General features: G+C 37.5%; 16 protein-coding genes. 5 read left to right on the top strand and 11 right to left on the bottom strand.

Annotation, left to right across the window (positions count from 1 at the left end):
* Position 1 precedes the first annotated feature (1 nt).
* Genes JMN32_RS21460 through JMN32_RS21470 form a run of 3 tightly spaced genes read left to right on the top strand, consistent with a single transcriptional unit; the run spans position 2 to position 2,942 of the window.
* Positions 2-1,429, top strand: coding sequence for a GMC oxidoreductase (locus JMN32_RS21460; protein WP_202858436.1), 1,428 nt, complete (start codon positions 2-4; stop codon positions 1,427-1,429).
* Complete coding sequence (locus tag JMN32_RS21465) at positions 1,426-1,893, top strand: hypothetical protein (protein ID WP_202858437.1); 468 nt, start codon at positions 1,426-1,428, stop codon at positions 1,891-1,893. The genes JMN32_RS21460 and JMN32_RS21465 overlap by 4 nt, the downstream gene beginning before the upstream one ends.
* Positions 1,890-2,942: an acyltransferase family protein gene (locus JMN32_RS21470; protein ID WP_202858438.1), complete on the top strand. Its 1,053-nt coding sequence runs from the start codon at positions 1,890-1,892 to the stop codon at positions 2,940-2,942. Before JMN32_RS21465 ends, JMN32_RS21470 begins: the two co-directional genes overlap by 4 nt.
* On the opposite strand, the gene JMN32_RS21475 is transcribed toward JMN32_RS21470, so the two are convergent.
* The 5 genes from JMN32_RS21475 to JMN32_RS21495 are packed head-to-tail and all read right to left on the bottom strand — an operon-like array spanning position 2,943 to position 8,022.
* Positions 2,943-3,530 carry an HAD family hydrolase gene (locus tag JMN32_RS21475; RefSeq protein WP_202858439.1) on the bottom strand — a complete coding sequence of 196 codons (588 nt, stop codon included), beginning with the start codon at positions 3,528-3,530 and terminating at the stop codon, positions 2,943-2,945.
* Entirely contained in the window at positions 3,527-4,258 is a 732-nt protein-coding gene (locus JMN32_RS21480) for an SDR family oxidoreductase (protein WP_202858440.1), read from the bottom strand. Before JMN32_RS21480 ends, JMN32_RS21475 begins: the two co-directional genes overlap by 4 nt.
* Complete coding sequence (locus tag JMN32_RS21485; RefSeq protein WP_317191796.1) at positions 4,255-5,589, bottom strand: FAD-binding oxidoreductase; 1,335 nt, start codon at positions 5,587-5,589, stop codon at positions 4,255-4,257. Before JMN32_RS21485 ends, JMN32_RS21480 begins: the two co-directional genes overlap by 4 nt.
* A gap of 4 nt (positions 5,590-5,593) precedes the next feature.
* Positions 5,594-6,478, bottom strand: coding sequence for a decaprenyl-phosphate phosphoribosyltransferase (locus JMN32_RS21490; RefSeq protein ID WP_202858441.1), 885 nt, complete (start codon positions 6,476-6,478; stop codon positions 5,594-5,596).
* Entirely contained in the window at positions 6,478-8,022 is a 1,545-nt protein-coding gene (locus tag JMN32_RS21495) for a DUF2723 domain-containing protein (RefSeq protein ID WP_202858442.1), read from the bottom strand. The genes JMN32_RS21490 and JMN32_RS21495 overlap by 1 nt, the downstream gene beginning before the upstream one ends.
* 101 nt (positions 8,023-8,123) lie before the next feature.
* Between JMN32_RS21495 and JMN32_RS21500 the strand changes: the two genes are divergently transcribed.
* The gene (locus JMN32_RS21500; protein ID WP_238354580.1) at positions 8,124-9,740 is read left to right on the top strand and encodes a glycosyltransferase family 39 protein; all 1,617 of its coding nucleotides are present in this window, start codon (positions 8,124-8,126) and stop codon (positions 9,738-9,740) included.
* 175 nt (positions 9,741-9,915) lie between these two features.
* Here the strand turns inward: JMN32_RS21500 and JMN32_RS21505 are convergent, their stop codons facing one another.
* The 5 genes from JMN32_RS21505 to JMN32_RS21525 all read right to left on the bottom strand — a co-directional run bounded on the left by JMN32_RS21505 (position 9,916) and on the right by JMN32_RS21525 (position 16,388).
* Positions 9,916-10,614: a TolC family protein gene (locus tag JMN32_RS21505; RefSeq protein WP_202858444.1), complete on the bottom strand. Its 699-nt coding sequence runs from the start codon at positions 10,612-10,614 to the stop codon at positions 9,916-9,918.
* Positions 10,611-12,083: an O-antigen ligase family protein gene (locus tag JMN32_RS21510; RefSeq protein ID WP_202858445.1), complete on the bottom strand. Its 1,473-nt coding sequence runs from the start codon at positions 12,081-12,083 to the stop codon at positions 10,611-10,613. Before JMN32_RS21510 ends, JMN32_RS21505 begins: the two co-directional genes overlap by 4 nt.
* A 173-nt stretch (positions 12,084-12,256) precedes the next feature.
* Complete coding sequence (locus JMN32_RS21515) at positions 12,257-13,612, bottom strand: flippase (RefSeq protein WP_202858446.1); 1,356 nt, start codon at positions 13,610-13,612, stop codon at positions 12,257-12,259.
* Between the two features lie 5 nt (positions 13,613-13,617).
* On the bottom strand, positions 13,618-14,625 hold the full coding sequence (locus tag JMN32_RS21520; RefSeq protein WP_202858447.1) for a sulfotransferase family protein: 1,008 nt from the start codon (positions 14,623-14,625) through the stop codon (positions 13,618-13,620).
* 83 nt (positions 14,626-14,708) lie between these two features.
* On the bottom strand, positions 14,709-16,388 hold the full coding sequence (locus tag JMN32_RS21525; RefSeq protein WP_202858448.1) for a hypothetical protein: 1,680 nt from the start codon (positions 16,386-16,388) through the stop codon (positions 14,709-14,711).
* 89 nt (positions 16,389-16,477) lie between these two features.
* Here JMN32_RS21525 and JMN32_RS21530 point away from each other — a divergent pair, with 89 nt between their 5' ends.
* On the top strand, positions 16,478-17,392 hold the full coding sequence (locus tag JMN32_RS21530; protein ID WP_202858449.1) for a sulfotransferase family protein: 915 nt from the start codon (positions 16,478-16,480) through the stop codon (positions 17,390-17,392).
* Positions 17,393-17,423: 31 nt separating this feature from the next.
* Here JMN32_RS21530 and JMN32_RS21535 read toward each other — a convergent pair whose 3' ends face one another.
* Positions 17,424-18,641 (bottom strand): glycosyltransferase, encoded by a 1,218-nt coding sequence (locus JMN32_RS21535; RefSeq protein ID WP_202858450.1) that lies wholly within the window; start codon positions 18,639-18,641, stop codon positions 17,424-17,426.
* Positions 18,642-18,657: the final 16 nt, after the last annotated feature.

Below are 18,657 nucleotides of genomic sequence, written 5' to 3' on the forward strand. Positions count from 1 at the left end.
TATGACAGACCGTTATGATCTGATCATAGTTGGAACCGGCTTTGCCTCGTCTTTTTTCCTAAAATCTTATTTGGAAAAAGCCGGTACCAATAAAAAAGTATTGGTTCTTGAAAGAGGCAAATTCCACCCCTATACTGAAAGATTAGCCTTAAAACGAGGTCAAAAAAGGTTTCAAATAAAAAAAGCAGGTCAGACATACTCCTCTGATGTTGACAAAATTTGGGTCTTTGATCCCAACTTCGGTGGTAGCTCCAATTGTTGGACAGGCTGCACCCCTAGGTTTCTTCCTAATGACTTCAAAATCAAATCACTATATGGTGTAGGTCAGGACTGGCCCATATCCTATGATGATATTGAACCTTATTACAATGAGGTAGAAAACATAATGGCAATTTCAGGGCCTGAACAAACACCATTTCCTAAGAAAGGCCCCTATCCCCTTCCTGCTCATCAGCTCAGCACCGTTGATCGTTTATTACAATCTAAATATGGAGATAAGTACATTAGTCAACCTACGGCAAGAGCCAGTAGAACTGTCGGTGAACGTGGAGCATGTTGTTCCAGTTCTGTTTGTGATCTATGTCCGGTAAACTCCAAGTTCACTATTGAAAATGGACTAGGCTACATCTACGAAGACCCTCGTGTAACAGTTAAATACGAAGCCCAGGTAATAGGTCTCGATACCCAAGAAAACCTGGCAAAATCTGTTCATTATGTTCAGGAAAACACTGAAAAAAAAGCTGATGGGGAAACCATTGTATTAGGAGCTAATGCAGTTTTTAACGCACATATTCTGTTAAACTCAGGAGATTCAAACCTCAATACCGGAACCGGAATATGTGAGCAGGTTGGAGTATTTGCTCGGCTGTATTACAATGACCTTGATAATGTTGGGGGCAGCTCAATCATATCAGCAAATGGATATATGATGTATGATGGTGAGCATAGGAAAAATTATGCAGGCTGTATTATTGAAAGCTTTAATACCCCATTTGTGAGAAATGAAGCCGGAAAATGGAGAAAGCTTTCCATCTTTAAATTCATTTATGAAGACCTCCCTCAACAAGAAAACAAAATAGTACTCTCTGATGATGAAAGAAAGCCGAAAGTTGTTTATAACTCGCATTCCGATTATGCACAAAGAGGTATAGCCCGACTTCCAGAAGACATCAATAAGTATTTTGGATTCTTACCAATTGAAAAAGTGGAAATTGATGATTATAGTCAAAAAACTGAATTCCATGTTTGCTCCACAACAAAGATGGGGCTAACTTCAGATGACAGTGTTATTGACAAAAACATGGTTCATCATAAATATAGAAATGTTCTGGTTTTAGGGAGCAGCTCATATCCTTCGATCACTCCGGCTAACCCTACACTGACTTTATCCGCCCTTTCTTTAAGGGCTGCAGAAAAGTATTTAGCATGACAGGTAAAACTGGAAAAATATCGAGGCGCAAGTTTCTATGGATAGCTTTACTTACCGTTATAGCAGCAGTAATAGGCACTGTTGCCATACTGGATTTTAATACCGTGGTTATCAAAATGCTAAAACATGATCTTGCTCACTTAAAGGTGGACGAAACCAGCTATGAAACCTTTGTAAGAGAAGCAGAGCAAAAACAACATTGGCAAGGTAAATTTTTTGATTGGAAGAAAAGACAATTGGTCCGCTTTAGCTATATGGTAGATGCCATACTCCCAAGCTTCCCCTATAAATACAAGTACTTACAGTACCGTAGTGATATCGTTGGGGATTTTTTACTCTCTACAGATTTCTTTATTAACAAAATGGATCGTGACAAAACAGTAACCTACATCGGTCTGTATAACCCATACTTGCGTCCTTGTTCTAACCCTTTTTCCAATTTATACTATCCGCAGAAGGTATGAATAAAAAAGAAGGCTACCTCAATTACATTCACTTGTTCAGAGGGTTCGCGATTTTAGTTATTGTTGGTATACACTGCCGTATTTCTTTCAGATGGTCCGAAAACTCCCTATTCAAGGATATTTTTATTACGCTATTGGATAATGGCACCGTTCTGTTTGTATTCATTGCAGGTTTCTTGTTTCAGTATCTTCAAAGTAAATTTGAATATTTCTCTTACTTAAAAAGAAAGGCTAAATATGTAATACTCCCTTACATAATAGCTTCTACTCCAGCTATCATTTTAGACTTGTACTCGGATATACCACCCGTTTGGATGCCGGAAAGTATCGTTGATCAGTCAAAAATAATTCATGCTCTTTATATGCTGGCCACAGGAAAACACCTGGGTCCCTTCTGGTTCATACCAATGATTGTCATTTTTTATTTGATATCCCCATTATTGTTAAAGATGGACCGTCCCTTCTTTTACAAGTTTATATTTCCTGCCGTGTTTACAGCAGGTTTGTTTACATATAGATTTGGATTCTTTTCTAATACCATAGACTCGTTCATTCATTACTTACCTGTTTACATCTATGGAATGGGAGCTGCAAGATACCGCAAAGAACTCATTAATCTAAAATCCTCATGGGCGGTACTGCTGGGAGCCATTTATTGTGTAATCGCCTTATTAGAAGTGATAAATATTATAGACATTCCAAAACTCAGCTCTTTTGAGTATTCTCGCACGGCACCTTATTTTGCATTTAACTTTTCTAAGCTAAAAGTTAGCCTCCTTTGTATTATTTTACTTAGAGGCTTTTATGTTCTTAACCGTGACAATGTAATTTTGAAAGCTTTGGGCGATTACAGTTTTGGTATTTACTTTGTTCATCTCTACGTGATCACCGCCTTCGAAATTACAATGAAGCAAATTGAGCCAGATTTTAGACTTGGGCCACTAACCTTCTTAATTTACACTACTCTGGTCACTACACTTTCAATTGTAGCTGTTATAGTTGTTAAAAGAATATTTCCCAAGTATAGCAGATTACTTATAGGCAGCTAGTTAGAATTTTTTGTAAAAAGGGTGAGTTGCTAATTCAAGCATTTCCCTGTCACCTCGGCTATCACCATATACATAGACCTCTAAATAATCATGGGTATCAATCTGCTGGCTGATTCGGGAAACCTTTTCTGGCCCGTAGCAATTTCTACCTCGTATCCTGCCGGTTAGCCTGTCATTTTCTATCTCAAGATTAGTTGCTATCAGGTCTACTCCCTGTTGATCAGCCCATGGTTTTACCCAATTAACTGCTGAAGCGCTAACAATAATGACCAAGTCCCCTTGCTCACGGTGTTTATTAAATTTATCAATCGCCTTTTTCCTAATCATATTAGGCACTACGATTTCAGCAAAGCTCCTACCCTTTTCATTGAACTTATTAAGGTGTTCCCCTTTGAAAAAATACGTTAGTACATATTCTTTAGCCCTCCAGTTTGGAATAATTTTCAACTTGAATAAAACCAGTACCGGTGAAAGCAATAAGAAGCCAAGATAAAACCTTAATGTACCACTATAAAATTTAATAAACTCAATAAAGGTATCTCCAGAGGTTAGGGTACCATCAAAATCAAATAACACTAATCTCCTCAAAGCTTCAATCTTTTGAAAATAGGTTCTGGAATAGATGTAATGATGGTCATGATCAACCTCCAGATACCTAAGACATAGATGGTATTTTTTCTTTTCTTAACAGCCTTGAATATTGCAGTAGCCACCTTTTCAGGTTGTGCTGTAAGAGGGGCCGGCAAATCTAAATGTTCAGTCATTTTGGTATCAACGAATCCAGGTTTAACCGTCAAAACATGTACGTTGCATTTAAATAGCCTGTTCCTTAGCCCTGCTAAGTATACTGTAAAACCCGCTTTAGCACTTCCATAAAAATAGTTACTCTGTCTGCCCCTATCCCCTGCGACCGAACTAATTCCAACAATAGTACCGGCAGATTTCTCTTCATAACTATTAGCAATCAGGTTTAGTATGGAAACAGCACCCTTATAGTTTGTATCCAATATATTCTGGCACACATTCCACTCCCTCTCAGCTTTCTCCTGATCACCCAGGTAGCCAAATATGCACACGGTAATATCAGGAACACCAGGAAGATCACTATAAAATTTTTGATGCGAAGCATAATCAAGTGCCTCAAACTTATAGTATTCTACATTTGCCTCGTGTCTTATTTTCAAGTCTGATGCAATGTCCTGCATATGACTCGTATTTCTTCCAGCTAGCCATACGGTATATCCTTCTTTTGCATATTTATCAGCCAGTGCCTGGCCTATATCTGAGGTTGCCCCAAGTAATAAAACTGTTCTCATTTAGTTATTGAAAGTCTGTCTGAAAGCACTGATTTAAACTCAGCGTTTGGATTATATTTATTCACAATTTGCATAAATTCCTCAAGTCTGGGATACGATTTATGAAAAAAGTCCTTATTCATTCTGGCATCTTTGGTCAGGTAGATACGTCCTCCGCAATCTTCTACAATTTTATCCAGTTCGTCGAGGAATTCAAGAAGACTATCGGTTATTGGAAAGTCCAATGCAAGTGTGTATCCTTCTTCAGGGAATGAGATAAGATCATTTTGAGCCCCGAACACTTTAAGGACTGATAAGAACGAACCTTGCTTCTTTTCAGCAATTCTATTCATTATTACTTTCAGTCCATCTATCTGATCAAGGGGCAGAACAAATTGATATTGTAAAAAACCTGGTTTACCATACATTCTATTCCAGTTCCTTATGTTATCCAACGGATAGAAAAAACCATCGTAGTGCACGATATTTTCTTGAAGTTTCTTTAGATTCTTATGGTAATAAGCAAAATTAAAAAGCTTTATGCTATACTTATTCAAGACGAAAGATGGGAAGTTAAACGGAATATTCAGACCTGCTTCTGAATGTACTTTTAAAGGAGCTTTAGTCTTACTCCCTTTAAGTTCGTCAAGCTCACTATGTTCCCCCAACATTAAAATACTCCTGCCAAACTTCTTTCCTCGAGCAAGACAATCCACCCAGGCAACGGAATATGTGTACTCTTTGTACTTCTCAAACAGTACTATCAATTCATCCAGATTTGAAGCTTTAATTTGCTTTTGTGTTATATACGAGGTAGAAATTTTTTTAAGCTGAAACCTAACGGAAAGGATAACTCCTGTCAGCCCCATGCCCCCACATGTAGCCTCAAACAGATCACTGTTTTCAGTGCGGGAGCATTCATATATTTTACCATCACCACATAGCACCTTTATGTTTAAGGTATGCCTGGAAAATGATCCCTCTTTATGGTGGTTTTTTCCGTGGATATCAGACGCAACAGCTCCCCCCAGCGAAACAAACTTAGTTCCAGGCGTTACAGGCAAAAACCAACCTTTAGGAACTGCAAGCTGTAGCACTTCATCTAGTGTAAAGCCAGCCTGACATTCTATGACTCCGCTCTGGACATCAAAAAAGGTAACCTTATTATATTTAAGGGTTGACAGTACATTTTGTCCCAAGGAAGCATCGCCATAACACCTTCCCATACCTCTGGCTATCCAGTGCTTCTCCTCTATACACAGTTTTTCAACCATGCCAGTTGTATCGAATGACCTTACATTGCTGATTAATTCCGGATAATTTCCCCAGTTTGTTAATTTTCTCTCCGCCACTTACTTAGACATTTAAAACATATATGATCAGGTAAAAGCTCAACAACCACCCTAGCAAGGTAAAATGAATGAACCGATCTTTATATAATATACTAGTAGGAAAACCACTATTATTTTCCACCATTGTAATCTGAATGTAGCGCATCACCCCTGCTATTACAAATATACTGGTAAGGTACAAATCATCCGTATTAAACTGCTGCTGAATGTCATCAGAAACCGTATAGATTATATATGCTGTAATCAAAATAGCAGAAAGCATGGTAAGTATCGAATGGATATAATCAAGGTTATAATGCTGGCTTGATGCTCTTAGTACTTTTCCAGAGTTCTTAAACTCAACAAGGTCATCTCTCCTTTTAGCAAGAACGATAAACAATGACAAAAGGAATGTCATAATAATCAACCAATGGGATAATGAAACATCTGCCACTACGCCACCTGCTATAACTCTAAGGACAAAGCCAATAGAAACCATCATGAGATCAAGAATAGATATCTTCTTTAAGCCCATGCTATATGCTACATTAATTAGCATATAGGCCATGATGATGATAAAGAAATTAATATCAATAAGGAAACTTAACAAAAGACTAAAGATCAGAAAAGAAGTATAGAGTATATACGCAGTCACCATGGATACTGCTCCCGAAGCCAGGGGACGCTTCGATTTTTCCGGATGAATCCTGTCGAGATCAACATCCTTTATGTCATTTAAAATATAAACAGCACTTGCGCACATGCTATAAATGGCAAAGCCACTCAGAACCATTAAAAGTTTATCAACATCAAATATCTCTCCTGCAAAGAAAATTGGAATGAATAAGAAAACATTCTTAACCCACTGTTTGACACGAATTAGCTGTATTATATCGCCAACCTTTCCCATTAATTATTCATTATTAATTTATATGTAGTGAATTGTTCATTGTCTCTGCCCCATACCAACTCCGACCTATATTCCCGATCCTTATAGATATTAAATAACTGCTCTATGTCAAACTGCGACCTGTAAAGAATAGCACGAGGCGGGTGAAATATATTTTCCGAAAGATATACCTTTCCTCCATTTAACTTGCCCGCATTTTGTAATAATTTAATTGCAGTTTTCTGTTCTTCTTCCAAATTTATGACCTTAGCATCTGTATGATACCGCATATACCGGATAAACGACACAGGTCCATAAGAAATAACATAATCCTTTTCTGTGGCATTAGAAATTAACCACTTAGATTTCTGATAATAATAATCGTAGTGGATATCCTTTAATAAATTCATTCCCCCAAGAAAATTATTTATAAAAACCAGGGTAAGAAAACCATAGATAACCCAATATTGGTTTCTTTTTAGTGGTTCGATCAATAACGCTCCAAACAGAATTATAATAGGTACTTGAAGCATTAGCCATGGCTCATTTGAAGTAGGGTCCATTAACATCAAAAAACCACCATATAGTAAAACCCATAAAACTAAAACCAAAAGCATCCTGAACCTTGATACAGAAAAGTTTTTTCTCTTTCGAATTGCGTTACCAACAAACCAGCAAAAAATTACTATGGTTGCCACCAAAACCAGTAGTAAAAAATATTTGAGTTCTCCTACCTGTTGAGCCAGAAAAACTTCTTCTTCTATCACTTTATGAGGGAACCCGTTAACGATAAATGTAGTAGCTTCATCAAAACTAAACACCCATAACACAGACATGATGTTGGAGGCTATCACTAACGTTGACGCCATAGGATTACCAATAGGATGGTTAGTACCACCAAACAGATAACCAATAAACGATTCACCTGGGGAGAGTTGTACATGCACAATATAAAAGCCGCCCACAATAATAATGGCACTGAGACTGTAGTAAATTACTAAATGACCTATTTTTCTGTAGTATAGAAACAAAAGCGGAAATACTACAAAGAGTGGGATAAAATTAGGCTTATACAAAAGTGTAGTGAAAGCAGCCAGAGCACTTAATAAAAATACATGGCCAAACTTTCTTGTATGTTTATACTTTAAGAAAAGTCTCAATGTCAGCAAAATAAAGAACATTGACATGACATAGACTTCTGCTTCTACGGAATAACGCCAATACTCATATGAAATAGTAACAAAAACTGTAATCGCAAATGCAGTTTTCTTTTGAAACTTGAGATAGTTACATAATGTATCATAAAGCAAGATCAGCATCATTCCTGAAAAGACAATGCTTATCACACACATGAAATCGTATGCATCCAAAGTCAACCCTAAAGACGAGAATGTATTATAGAATAACTTTACAATAGGTAAGAACAGAAAGAACCTAGGATTAAACAGCTCTAAATATTCGCTATCACGTATATCGGTGGCATACCAATAACCATCATCCACCTCGGTCCTATTTGCAGGGAAAAATGCTATAAAAAACACCTCCAGCAAAAGAAAAGAAGTCAAATAAATTATAAATTTATTTGTTGGCTTTGCTAGCTTCAAAAGTCTTACTTTTATTATTTTGCCGCAAGTTATCAATTAATTTTTTTATAAAAAATATCCAAATGTTTAAACACCCGTATTTAAAAAACAGGGAGTTAAATATCCTCGAAATATTAGTAGCACTAATATTTTGCTGTATCCCTCTTTTCATCACATTTCCCTATAAGATAAACCTTTATCTTGCATGGGATGGGGCTTACAGGATGTATTCAGGTCAGTTCCCTTATCGTGATTTCGGCATGCCTCTTGGATATGGGTTTTGGATAATACCTTCCTTATTTTTCAAAATTTTTGGTCCTTTCATGTCATCCCTAATAAAAGCACAGGTACTTCTCAACGCCATATCGATCGCAGCCGTTGTTTCGATAATGAAAACCTTTAAAGTGTCTACTCCTATCAGGATATTAGGCATTATTTTCTTTTGTCTATCATACGTGTTTGTGAATTTTTGGCCTTGGTACAACCACACTGTATTTGTTTATGAATTGGTAGGCCTAGCCTTTTTAGTGAGAGGCATTTTCTTAAAAGGTAAGTACTCATGGCTCAACTTGGTAATTGCCGGTATTTTCATTTTCTTTTCTTTATTTACTAAACAAGACATTGGCGGCCTGGGTTTGATTATTTCCCTAACGCTACTTGTCATTAACAATTTAGTAGAGAAGGAGTTTAAAACAACTTTATTTTTTTTGCTTTCGTTTATAGCAACCTCCGTTTTAGTTATTGCTCCTCTACTTTCATACGAATTTAGCTATTGGTTTAATTATGGACAACTTCCTCACACATCGAGAATTGCTTTGTTCGATTACCTTGACGACACCTTCAATGAGGGGGCTCTTATTTTAAGGGTTTACCTGGCCGCTATTATAATAGCACTGCTTTACAAACTCAACAAAGGAGGGGTTAAGTCTATGATTGCAGATAAAAGGCAATTGTTTTTTACATTATTCACCCTTGCCCTTATCCTTCAGGTTTTATTGGCACAGGTAACCACCTATATCCCGGCCAATGCCCATTATTACTACCACAGCTTCTTCTTTGTTTTTATTGTATCTCAGATCCCACAAATTGAGTTTAGAAAGCCCTGGGTATTTGGTGTGCTTTTAGTTCTGATTATTTTTCTATGGTCTCATGACTATTGGAGGTATGGTAAGCGTATCATGCAAAAAGTGTTTGGGATCGAGCAGGAGGTCAATTACAACTATGTAAGTAAAAGAACATGGAAGCTTAAAGAATTCGAAGGCCCTAGCACGGACAGATCAGATTGGCAACCCACTCCGTTTAGATCATTAGATAATGTATATCTCCCCAAAGAAACTATTGAAGGCATTAAAAGGCTTAAAAGTAAATGGACAGGTAAAGAAGACCTGAATGTACTCAACATGTCAGAGTTGACTCAACTCGCCTATGAAATCGGCTATATACCTCAGGCAGGATCGAATCAACCGCTTTGGTTTCATCGCAATGTGGCATTCTTTCAAAGAGAAGTTGATATGATATGTGATAAAATAGTAAGTAAGGAATACGACCTTGTCCTATTTGAGGTGATCCCTATGCTTAATAGATTCTATCCACCATCTGTGCGCGAATGCCTTCAGCAATATTATAAATTGGATGATAAGTTTTTGGCCCCACGGATACCTGAAAATGCTTATATCGAAGCATATGTAAAACCTCAATAGGCTGCGTGTTCTAACAATGCACCATTTGATCCTTCCTAAAATAAGTTGATGTTTTTGGTACAAAAAAGATGTTTTACAATAAGTCAATTTTGTATCAACTTATTTTAGGAAGGGTCACTGATAATAAAAAAGCCGGTTTGCCTTTGCAAACCGGCTTTTAAAAGTGAAATAATATTTACTGAACATCTTCCAGCCTCATTCCTATCATCTCCTCAATAGCTATTTTAGATATATTGAAATCACCCTGAGCATTTATTTGCTTAACCCTTTGATTGTTATATCTATCCTGTTGGATATTATACGCATTCAGAGTAATTTCACCGTTTTTAAACTGTTGTTCGGCCAGTGAAAGTGAAGCATAAAGATCTTCCACTATTTCCGTTTGTATTTTTAGCAATTCACGGTTCATCAAGTAGGTCTGATAGCGGGTAAGTACCTCAGCTCTAATAGCCAGTTTTTGTAAATTAGTATTAGACTTAGATATTAACACCTCCTGTTTTTTCTTTTTTACCTCCAGAGGAATATCAACAAAATAGCTCAGTCTGATCATCCCTGTAACATTATACTTAGGATAAAATTGTGCTCGATCACCCACATCAGCATTATCGTTTATGGTAAATTCGTTTAAGTTACCTTGTACTCTCCAATCATCCAGCCAGCTCCAACGCGCCTGTTTAACTTCAATATTAGATATATTGGCCTGATAATCAAGTATCTTATTTGCTGGATTGTTTTGCCAGGCTAATCTTACAAGTTTTTCTTCAAAACTGATATCCGTAACGTTGTTGGGTAGAATAATAGCATTGTAATCAACGTTCTGAGCCTTTACCAACAAAGGCAGCAATACTATTGTTAGGATGATTAACTTTCTCATTTCGATTGATTAGTTTTTTGAACTAAATAAATATCAAATTGCTTCATTTTATACATTAAAACAAAAATACCATAAAGTATCAAGTTAAGTGGGAATTGTTCAATATTTTCTTTTGCATAAAGTGCTATGGTCAAAGCGAAAAAGGAAACGATATATGCGGTATAATATGCCTTTATAATCGGATCCCTGGAATTGTAGTAATTAGTAATACCCACAGCCAGTATTACAGAGTACATGATAAGTTCAAAAAGCAGCCCTATCCAACCTACTTCCAATAATGTTTTCATAAATCCACTATCAGGAGGAAAACCTGCCAACGGATGACTTGGGGAGAACCTCTCTCCATAAACCCCACTGGTAGTTAACCCTCCGCCAATAGGGTGTGCATGGATATAAGGCTGTATACGCGCTCGGTTATAGTCTCTCAAATTCATAGAGGCATCCTCCGTAGGGTTGAAAGCGGAACGGAACCTGACTATTGGCTTGCTATAAAACGGCCCGAAATAAACAATGAGAAAAAGAACGACGCTCACGCAGGCAAATACCAAAGTTTTTACTTTGGTTATATTAAGTAAGACATATAGTATTACAGCCACTGGGACCATCACATATGCAGTCCGCGTGCCTGAAAAGAACATTGCCAGAAGCATAAACGCACCAGCAACCGCAAAATATATCCTCTTACCCCATTTAAAAGGCCCCAGTGCTAGCATAAAAGCTACTATACTACAAAAGCTCATAAACAAGCCAAAAATAGCAGGATCGGATAAAAATGACCATTTTCTCCATTTACCCTGAATAAACAGGAGGTTGATTCGCTCATCAGTAGCAGTTGCCCATTTATGATCGTACCCAGGTAAGCCAACAAATTCCTGATAAATGCCATAGAGGGCCACAAAAAGGCCCAGTGAAATAAAAAAAGTAGCAAATACATGAACGGCTTTAAGGCTATTAAACACCCGTTGAGCTACAATAAATACTATAACCACCCTCAATATATTTCTGAGTCCAAATAACCATCCTGCCGGTGTGCCTGCCGGATTAAATGCCTGAAGCAACAAATAACCTGTCCATGCAAACAGAACTATTGATACGGGATTTTTAAGAGAAAAATCTTTTCCTTTACGTGGATCGCTTGAAAATATCTGTTCGAGAAGTATCCAAGAAAACATCAATGTAAAAAGTAGATCTATTCCAACACCAAAAGGGATATTGGCTGAAGTCAGGCGACTAATAAATGACATGAAAGTCGAAAACCCCATAATCATCAAAAAGCCAAATCTGTTATTGGCAATGCTATATAGAGCTACAGGAACACCAATGATGCCTGCTAAAACAATGACACCACCCTTGATCCCCATAAATGCTATAGCAAAAGCAGATAAAACACATAGACCGGTAAGTACTATAAACCCAAAAACGTTATTGAACTTTTCTACTACAATACGGTCAAACAGCCACTGCTTCATCTGTATAAACTAATTTTCAATTGACTAGTAATCGACAAATGCCTTTGGTTGGTTATTAAAAAAACATCAGCTTAATATAGATAAAAAGATAAACTACTACTATGAAAGATATTACGATACCCTTATAAATAACTGTACTTACCTTTTTCTCCGCGTCCCTTCCCTCTTCTTCCTCACCCATTTTTTAAACTTTTATTACGAATCGCCTTCATTACTATTTGCCAGCCTTGCTGTATTGCCTGAATACTTAATTTAAATATATTTAAAGTTCTCACATCGATCTGCTTATATAAAATATATTGAATAAAAGCAGCTCCTAGTGCATAGGTTAGAATAGTTCCATACGCAGCTCCCATAATGCCGAAATACTTAATAGAGAGCCACGTGATAAGAATCCCTACTGCAGAACTAATAATGATAAAATAGAAATTTATATGTGCTTTTCCAATTGCATTCAAGGTTACTCCAAACTGGCGTTGGAAGGGTTCGAAAATTCCATATAATACCATAACCTGTAAAACAGGTACTGCCTCAGGGTATTTTGGACCTGCAATGATTAAAACAATAGGTTCTGCAAGGAAAAATATGAATACCACACAAGGTATTATAGCTACCATGATAATGGCTACTGATCGTTCATAAAGGTGCTTAGCTGCAGACACACCCTCTTTCTTCACCCTGTTGATCATTTCAGGATAAAACACTGATGCAATGGCTGCAAGGGGAATTTCAAATAAGTTGGTGACTTTAACAGCTGGCGAGAATATGGCTACAGATGCAGGGCCTATCATTCCTCCCAAAAACCACTCCTTGGTGTTTTTATTGAGCATAGTACTTATGTTAGTCCCAAGGGTAAATTTGCCATAGTGAAAAAGCCTGCTTATCCAAACCTTTTCGAACCCAAAAGTAAACATACTCTCCTTTCTCGCAAACCAATAAGCTAGCAAGGAACTTATTACGTAACCAAAACTAAAAAACAAAGCTAGTTCAAACATCGTCAGCTCATAACCTGTAACAAATGCATAAAGTATGAATACCAATAGCACCAGCTTTTGAAAAAAGGTACTAACCACCGTACCCCCGAACCTTAGATTGGCTTGTTGTAAAAAGGTAAAATGGGCAAATAAAGTAAACCCAAATACAGATATGATACTAATCAACAGCATCCCCTTCAATGCAGGTGCCTCAAAAAAGTAGTTTACTGTATAAGCCAGACCTATAAATACAATTGAAATAATGAAGGCAGCAAGAAGGTTCAGGACTAATGAAGCACTAATAATATCCTTATGATTCTCTTCATCTTCAGAATTCAGGTATCGTAAAAGAGGATTATATATGAATGCATTTCTAATGGATTCTGAAAGCCCGGTTATTGACAAAAATATAACCCAAACACCAAAGTCATTCGGACTTAATATCCTTATTAGAAAAAAGAAGTTTAATAACCCGAATAGTGTTATAGAAATACGATTAAGCAACGTAAGGGAACCTGACTTGAACCAATACGACTTTGTAAGCTTATTTAACATGCCAATTACCAGTCATTATTTTTGGCAAAACCAAGCTTAACAAGATTATCACCCGCCGCCTTTTTAAATATATCCTTTTTGCTCTTATCCCAGGTAAGCCACTTTTGTGTTGGTTTGAATTTTTCATCTTTTTCTACAGGCTTCCAGTGTACTTCTCCCTGTTCACCCTTATAACTAGATGAACCTAAAACAGGGATTTCATCTAACTCATCCCAAGGATACTTGTCAACATCTACATTCAGGAATTTCAAGATTCTGGGCAGCTCTTCCCTTGCGTTATCGTTCAAGTGGTCATATCGGGTGGTAATAACCCTGTCTCCATACCCAGCTCTTTCGGCCATATTAACAAATTCTGTAATTGTATCAACTCTCTTTGACCATCGATCACACATTTTCCTGAATGCCCCTTTACCACCCCACGACTTTGAAAAAGACTCGATAGTATCACGACCATCTCTATAAAGGATTACCACCTTGCACTGAGGAAAAAGGTGAAAGAAATTATCAAGGTGACCAGCATCGGGTGTTTTAAACAGTATTGTGCTTCCTGTTTTTGTAAAACGGGCAAAGTATTGAAGAATACCATTGCCCATAGCGCCCATAAGGGCACGAGCATGTTCCTGAAGCACTGACTCACCCCCATCAACCCACTTATTCCATGTACTCACTGTCTTGTACGCATACTGTTTTAAATGCTCTGAGTATGTATAAAGACACTGCTCATCAGGTAGATCAGCTCCTGATGGAAATTCCAATTCCGGATGTTTGTCGAGCATATGACTAAGAAAATTAGTTCCGCTACGTTGAGTTGGAGAAACTATATAAGCCGTTTTAACCTCAACGACAGGTTGGGCTACGGCAGGAGTAAAATTAGCCCAGTCCATGTTAAATGGAGTATCCGGATATAGTGGATATGGGCTATCCAAGTCTCTAAACAAATAGTTGGCCCTTATATCATTATATACCTTGCTACCAAATAGTCTCTTAGCAGTTGCCGACAACGATTTGATCATATTATTGCGTCTTATAACTATAATTTAAACCACAAAGCTAATGCTTTGATTTACTTATTCTAATAATATTAAAATTATTAGATTCAAGGTTCGAGAATAATCAGGCGGGGAAACTCTGTTACTTTAATGTTTATGCTCTTATTTGGGTCCAAACAGTTGGGTTTAAACTCATTATCAAAATGTTCCAGAACAAACTCAGAGACGGAGCTGTAATTTCTCTTTAATGGCAGGTTTACCTTCGTAGTGCTATTATTATTGGTTCCCATCCAATACATGAATGCTACTTTATCTCCGCTATTAAGCTTCATAACACTCAAAGGACCTTTAAAATAAGCGTATTCCAATTTATATCCGGTCAGTTTATTCCCTAAAAAATTAACAACATACCAAGCCAAATCCTTGTCTCCATTTTTTCTGATAAGTCCGGATGTACTAAACTTCCTTCGAAACCCCCATGCTTCAATCGCAACAGGGTCTTTCAGGGTGAATAGGAAAGTCTTATCATAACCCGCGCCATACATGGACATCAGTAACCGGGTAATATGCTTAGCCTGAGCAAAAGTACTGATCTCATGCGAATCCATGCTATCTATGTTGGTGGTGGGCGTACCTATAGGGCTCACATCACCCACTACCTTATCATACCCTGTTTCAGTCAAGTATATGGGGCTGGAATACTTGGACCTAAGCACCTCAACAAAATCTTTTGACCTGGATATCATCTCCGTATTCTCTACAATATCACTGGCTTCTGCTCCTGATTGGCTACCATTTTTAAATGGATAAGCATGTGCAGTCAGAATTAGGTTTTCCTCAGGCACAACCTTCTTTCCGTGCTTTTTTGCATCATACCGGAGTATTTTCAATTCCTCCAATACGCTAAGTACATAGTCAGATTTAATATCTATAGGACTCGGAAAAGCTATTTGCATAGTTGGGTCAGCCATAAGTATACCATGACCTTCTCCCATTTTCCCCATATGCCCATCAATGGCCGCCGATAAAAATGCCGCCATAATCTTTGGTGTAGCTCTCTCTCTTTCACTAAACCAGTCCTTGTCCATTTCATTTCCTGGCTCAATGGCAAAAACAAGATCAAGCCCTGCTTTGATTTCATTATTAGAAGCTAATTTCAACAATTTAGGGTCAATAGTCCCTCCCTCACTTATCAACTTATTTTTACCATACCTGGCCGTAAACTGATATAAAAATGACGCGTAAGCCTTATAGTCCATAGGGTTTTCAGGATTCCCCCCCTCATCCCAGGGTATTTGCCATACGTTGATCATGCTATCTTTGGGGACATTAGTATACAGCAGATTTCTAGCTAAAACAGGAATGGACTGTAGCCCACTTGCCTTCATTGTTTGAAGAAACTCGTCAAAATTAAAGCCTCCCGCTCCCTTGGCTGGGTTAAACCCTATCTTATCATTCGGGTATGCATCATGAGGAATACTACGATCAACCAAACAACTCTTTCCCTTCCACTCTTTAACTATTTCTTCCCCAGTGAATACATGACTATCCATACCAAATAGGCGATGGTATCTGGCAACCTGATATTGATCTTTAATTTTAGCTATATCTTGCTCTCTTACTGAATTGATGCCTAAAAAAGTATCGAATGCATTTTTTTGTGACGAAGTACTATTATTTATAATAATTTCCTCGTCCTTTGTAGTCTGGTGTGATTTATCAAAATTAAGCCCCAGCAATACTGTTGACCCCGCTAGTAGTAATGTACCTATATACTTGAATTTCATTATCTTATAAAACTTGTCACTCAGTATTTGGTTTAATTATGAGTATAACAACAGTAAGAATAACTAGTTTTGAATAAAATCAACCATTAGTGGAAAAACTACCTAACTTTTTAATTATTGGTGCTGGAAAGTCCGGCACAACCTCGCTTGATAATTATTTAAAACAGCACCCTGATGTCTTTATGAGCCCGGTTAAGGAACCGGATTTTTTCGCCTATGACAGAATTGATATTTCAACGCTGGATAAGGATGCATTAGCACATTACCACACATCTATTACAAAAATAGAAGATTATTTACCATTATTCAAAGCTGCCGAAGCAAATCAGATGATTGGTGAAACTTCCAACACCTATCTTGTCATTGAAGGAACGGCAGAGACGATTAAAGATTATATTCCTGATGTTAAATTGATTGCTATTCTAAGGCAACCCACGGAGCGACTATACTCACGATACCTTCACCTGGCACGTGAAAATGAACTTCCTTCTCCAAATTTTGAAGATGTACTCGATAAAAATTCCATCTGGTGGGTAAGAAATGACTTGGTAAAGGAAGGCTTCTATTACAAGAACCTATCCAGGTATTTTAATATATTCCCTAAGGAAAATATAAGGGTATACCTAAATGAAGACCTCAAAAAAGATTCTGACGCCTTAATGAAAGACCTTTTTGAGTTCATCGGAGTCAAACCCCTGGAATCTATCAATGATTCTGTGAAGTACAACAAATCCGGTTTTATCAAAAACAAGTTTTATGACCGAACACTGGGACATAACAGCGTCATTAAGCAAGCTGTAAAAAAAATTACCCCAGCACCTTTTTACAATAAAGTAAAGGACAATATCTGGTTACAAAAAATGGTTAACAACCTTAAAAACCGGAACCTGGAACAACCCAAGCTGGACCAGGAGTTGCATAAAAAAATAACCACTGAAATATATTCTGATGACATTCGTAAGCTTCAACAACTTATTGGTCGCGATCTAAGCCACTGGCTTTAACAGAATACTGCATAGAAGAATGTAAAAAAAATTATGATGAAGCTGTTACACTCTTCTCATCCATCACTCGCTCCATTACTTCATAAATATTTTCAACATTATTCTCCCAGGTGTGGGATTTAGCAAAAGCAATCCTATTCTGAGCAACCTGTTCGTTGTCCTCTGCTATGGCTTTGGCCACAAGCTCAGCGAAGTTATCTACACTCCTACTTAGATAAACATACTTTTCAAAGTAAGTCATGGCTTCTGTAAACGTAGCTACAACAGGTTTACCCATAGCAAGGTACTCATCAACCTTACGCGGATAATTACCAATAGTAAGATCATTAACCGCCTGGGGGTTTATGGCTACATCAAATGCACCAATATATTCGGGTAGCTCATGAGACTGTTTATTTCCTAGAAAATAAACATTATCCATATCATGAAGCTTTGACTGCTTAAAATCATCATCTTCTGGACCTACAAGTACCAGACTACCTTCTTTCATGGAACTTGCCAAATGTTCCATCAGTGGAATATCCAACCTCATACTGGTCAGAAAGCCCAGATACCCTACAACCGGCCCCGGTATGTTCTTGATATCTTCCGGTTTACCCGATATTTTATCTCTGTCAAACAGTGAAAGGTCACACCCTTGCCCAACCATATATGAACGGTCATTGTATTTCTTAAGATAGTTGGCAAGGTAGTCCGAATTCCCTACTACAGCATCATACTTAGTCGCCAGCACGGGCTCCATTTCCAGGCCATGCTTGGCAAAATAGTCCTGAGAAACCAAATTATCACGGATATAATAGATGGAAAGGTCAGGCAATAACATTTCAACAGAGTAAAACCCAAGAAACATCAGACTATCGTTAAACAGGATAATATCCTTAAAAGACAGCTTATCCAGGATCTGCTTTATTTCTTCATAAAAGATTCTGTTATTGCGTTTATTCAAAAGTGTATAGAACGGCGACTTTGGCACCCAGTTAATGCTCTCTATCATTTTAGAAGGGTATAGTGTCCATAGGCTATCAGACACCTGAACCAACCCTTCCTGTTTGCCTTTTATTACTTCCTGTCTTTTTTTTACTTGGTCAGTATGCTTATCCCGAATACTGCTTATCCTGTTAAGTGGTTCATTGACATACAGTACCCTATTGTTTTTAGCAAACTCTTCTGCAAGGTTCTTACAATTACTGCCTATCGATATATCCCATGGTTGAATGCCTATTACGACAATATCTCTACCTTTGATCATTCGGTGGATAGTGTTT

Source organism: Fulvivirga marina, assembly GCF_016775155.1.
GTDB lineage: Bacteria > Bacteroidota > Bacteroidia > Cytophagales > Cyclobacteriaceae > Fulvivirga > Fulvivirga marina.

Coding starts and splice junctions, on each gene's coding strand:
- JMN32_RS21460 (WP_202858436.1), top strand. CDS start 2: ATGACAGACCGTTATGATCTGATCATAGTTGGAACCGGCTTTGCCTCG.
- JMN32_RS21465 (WP_202858437.1), top strand. CDS start 1,426: ATGACAGGTAAAACTGGAAAAATATCGAGGCGCAAGTTTCTATGGATA.
- JMN32_RS21470 (WP_202858438.1), top strand. CDS start 1,890: ATGAATAAAAAAGAAGGCTACCTCAATTACATTCACTTGTTCAGAGGG.
- JMN32_RS21480 (WP_202858440.1), bottom strand. CDS start 4,258: ATGAGAACAGTTTTATTACTTGGGGCAACCTCAGATATAGGCCAGGCA.
- JMN32_RS21490 (WP_202858441.1), bottom strand. CDS start 6,478: ATGGGAAAGGTTGGCGATATAATACAGCTAATTCGTGTCAAACAGTGG.
- JMN32_RS21500 (WP_238354580.1), top strand. CDS start 8,124: ATGTTTAAACACCCGTATTTAAAAAACAGGGAGTTAAATATCCTCGAA.
- JMN32_RS21505 (WP_202858444.1), bottom strand. CDS start 10,614: ATGAGAAAGTTAATCATCCTAACAATAGTATTGCTGCCTTTGTTGGTA.
- JMN32_RS21510 (WP_202858445.1), bottom strand. CDS start 12,083: ATGAAGCAGTGGCTGTTTGACCGTATTGTAGTAGAAAAGTTCAATAAC.
- JMN32_RS21515 (WP_202858446.1), bottom strand. CDS start 13,612: ATGTTAAATAAGCTTACAAAGTCGTATTGGTTCAAGTCAGGTTCCCTT.
- JMN32_RS21520 (WP_202858447.1), bottom strand. CDS start 14,625: ATGATCAAATCGTTGTCGGCAACTGCTAAGAGACTATTTGGTAGCAAG.
- JMN32_RS21525 (WP_202858448.1), bottom strand. CDS start 16,388: ATGAAATTCAAGTATATAGGTACATTACTACTAGCGGGGTCAACAGTA.
- JMN32_RS21535 (WP_202858450.1), bottom strand. CDS start 18,641: ATGATCAAAGGTAGAGATATTGTCGTAATAGGCATTCAACCATGGGAT.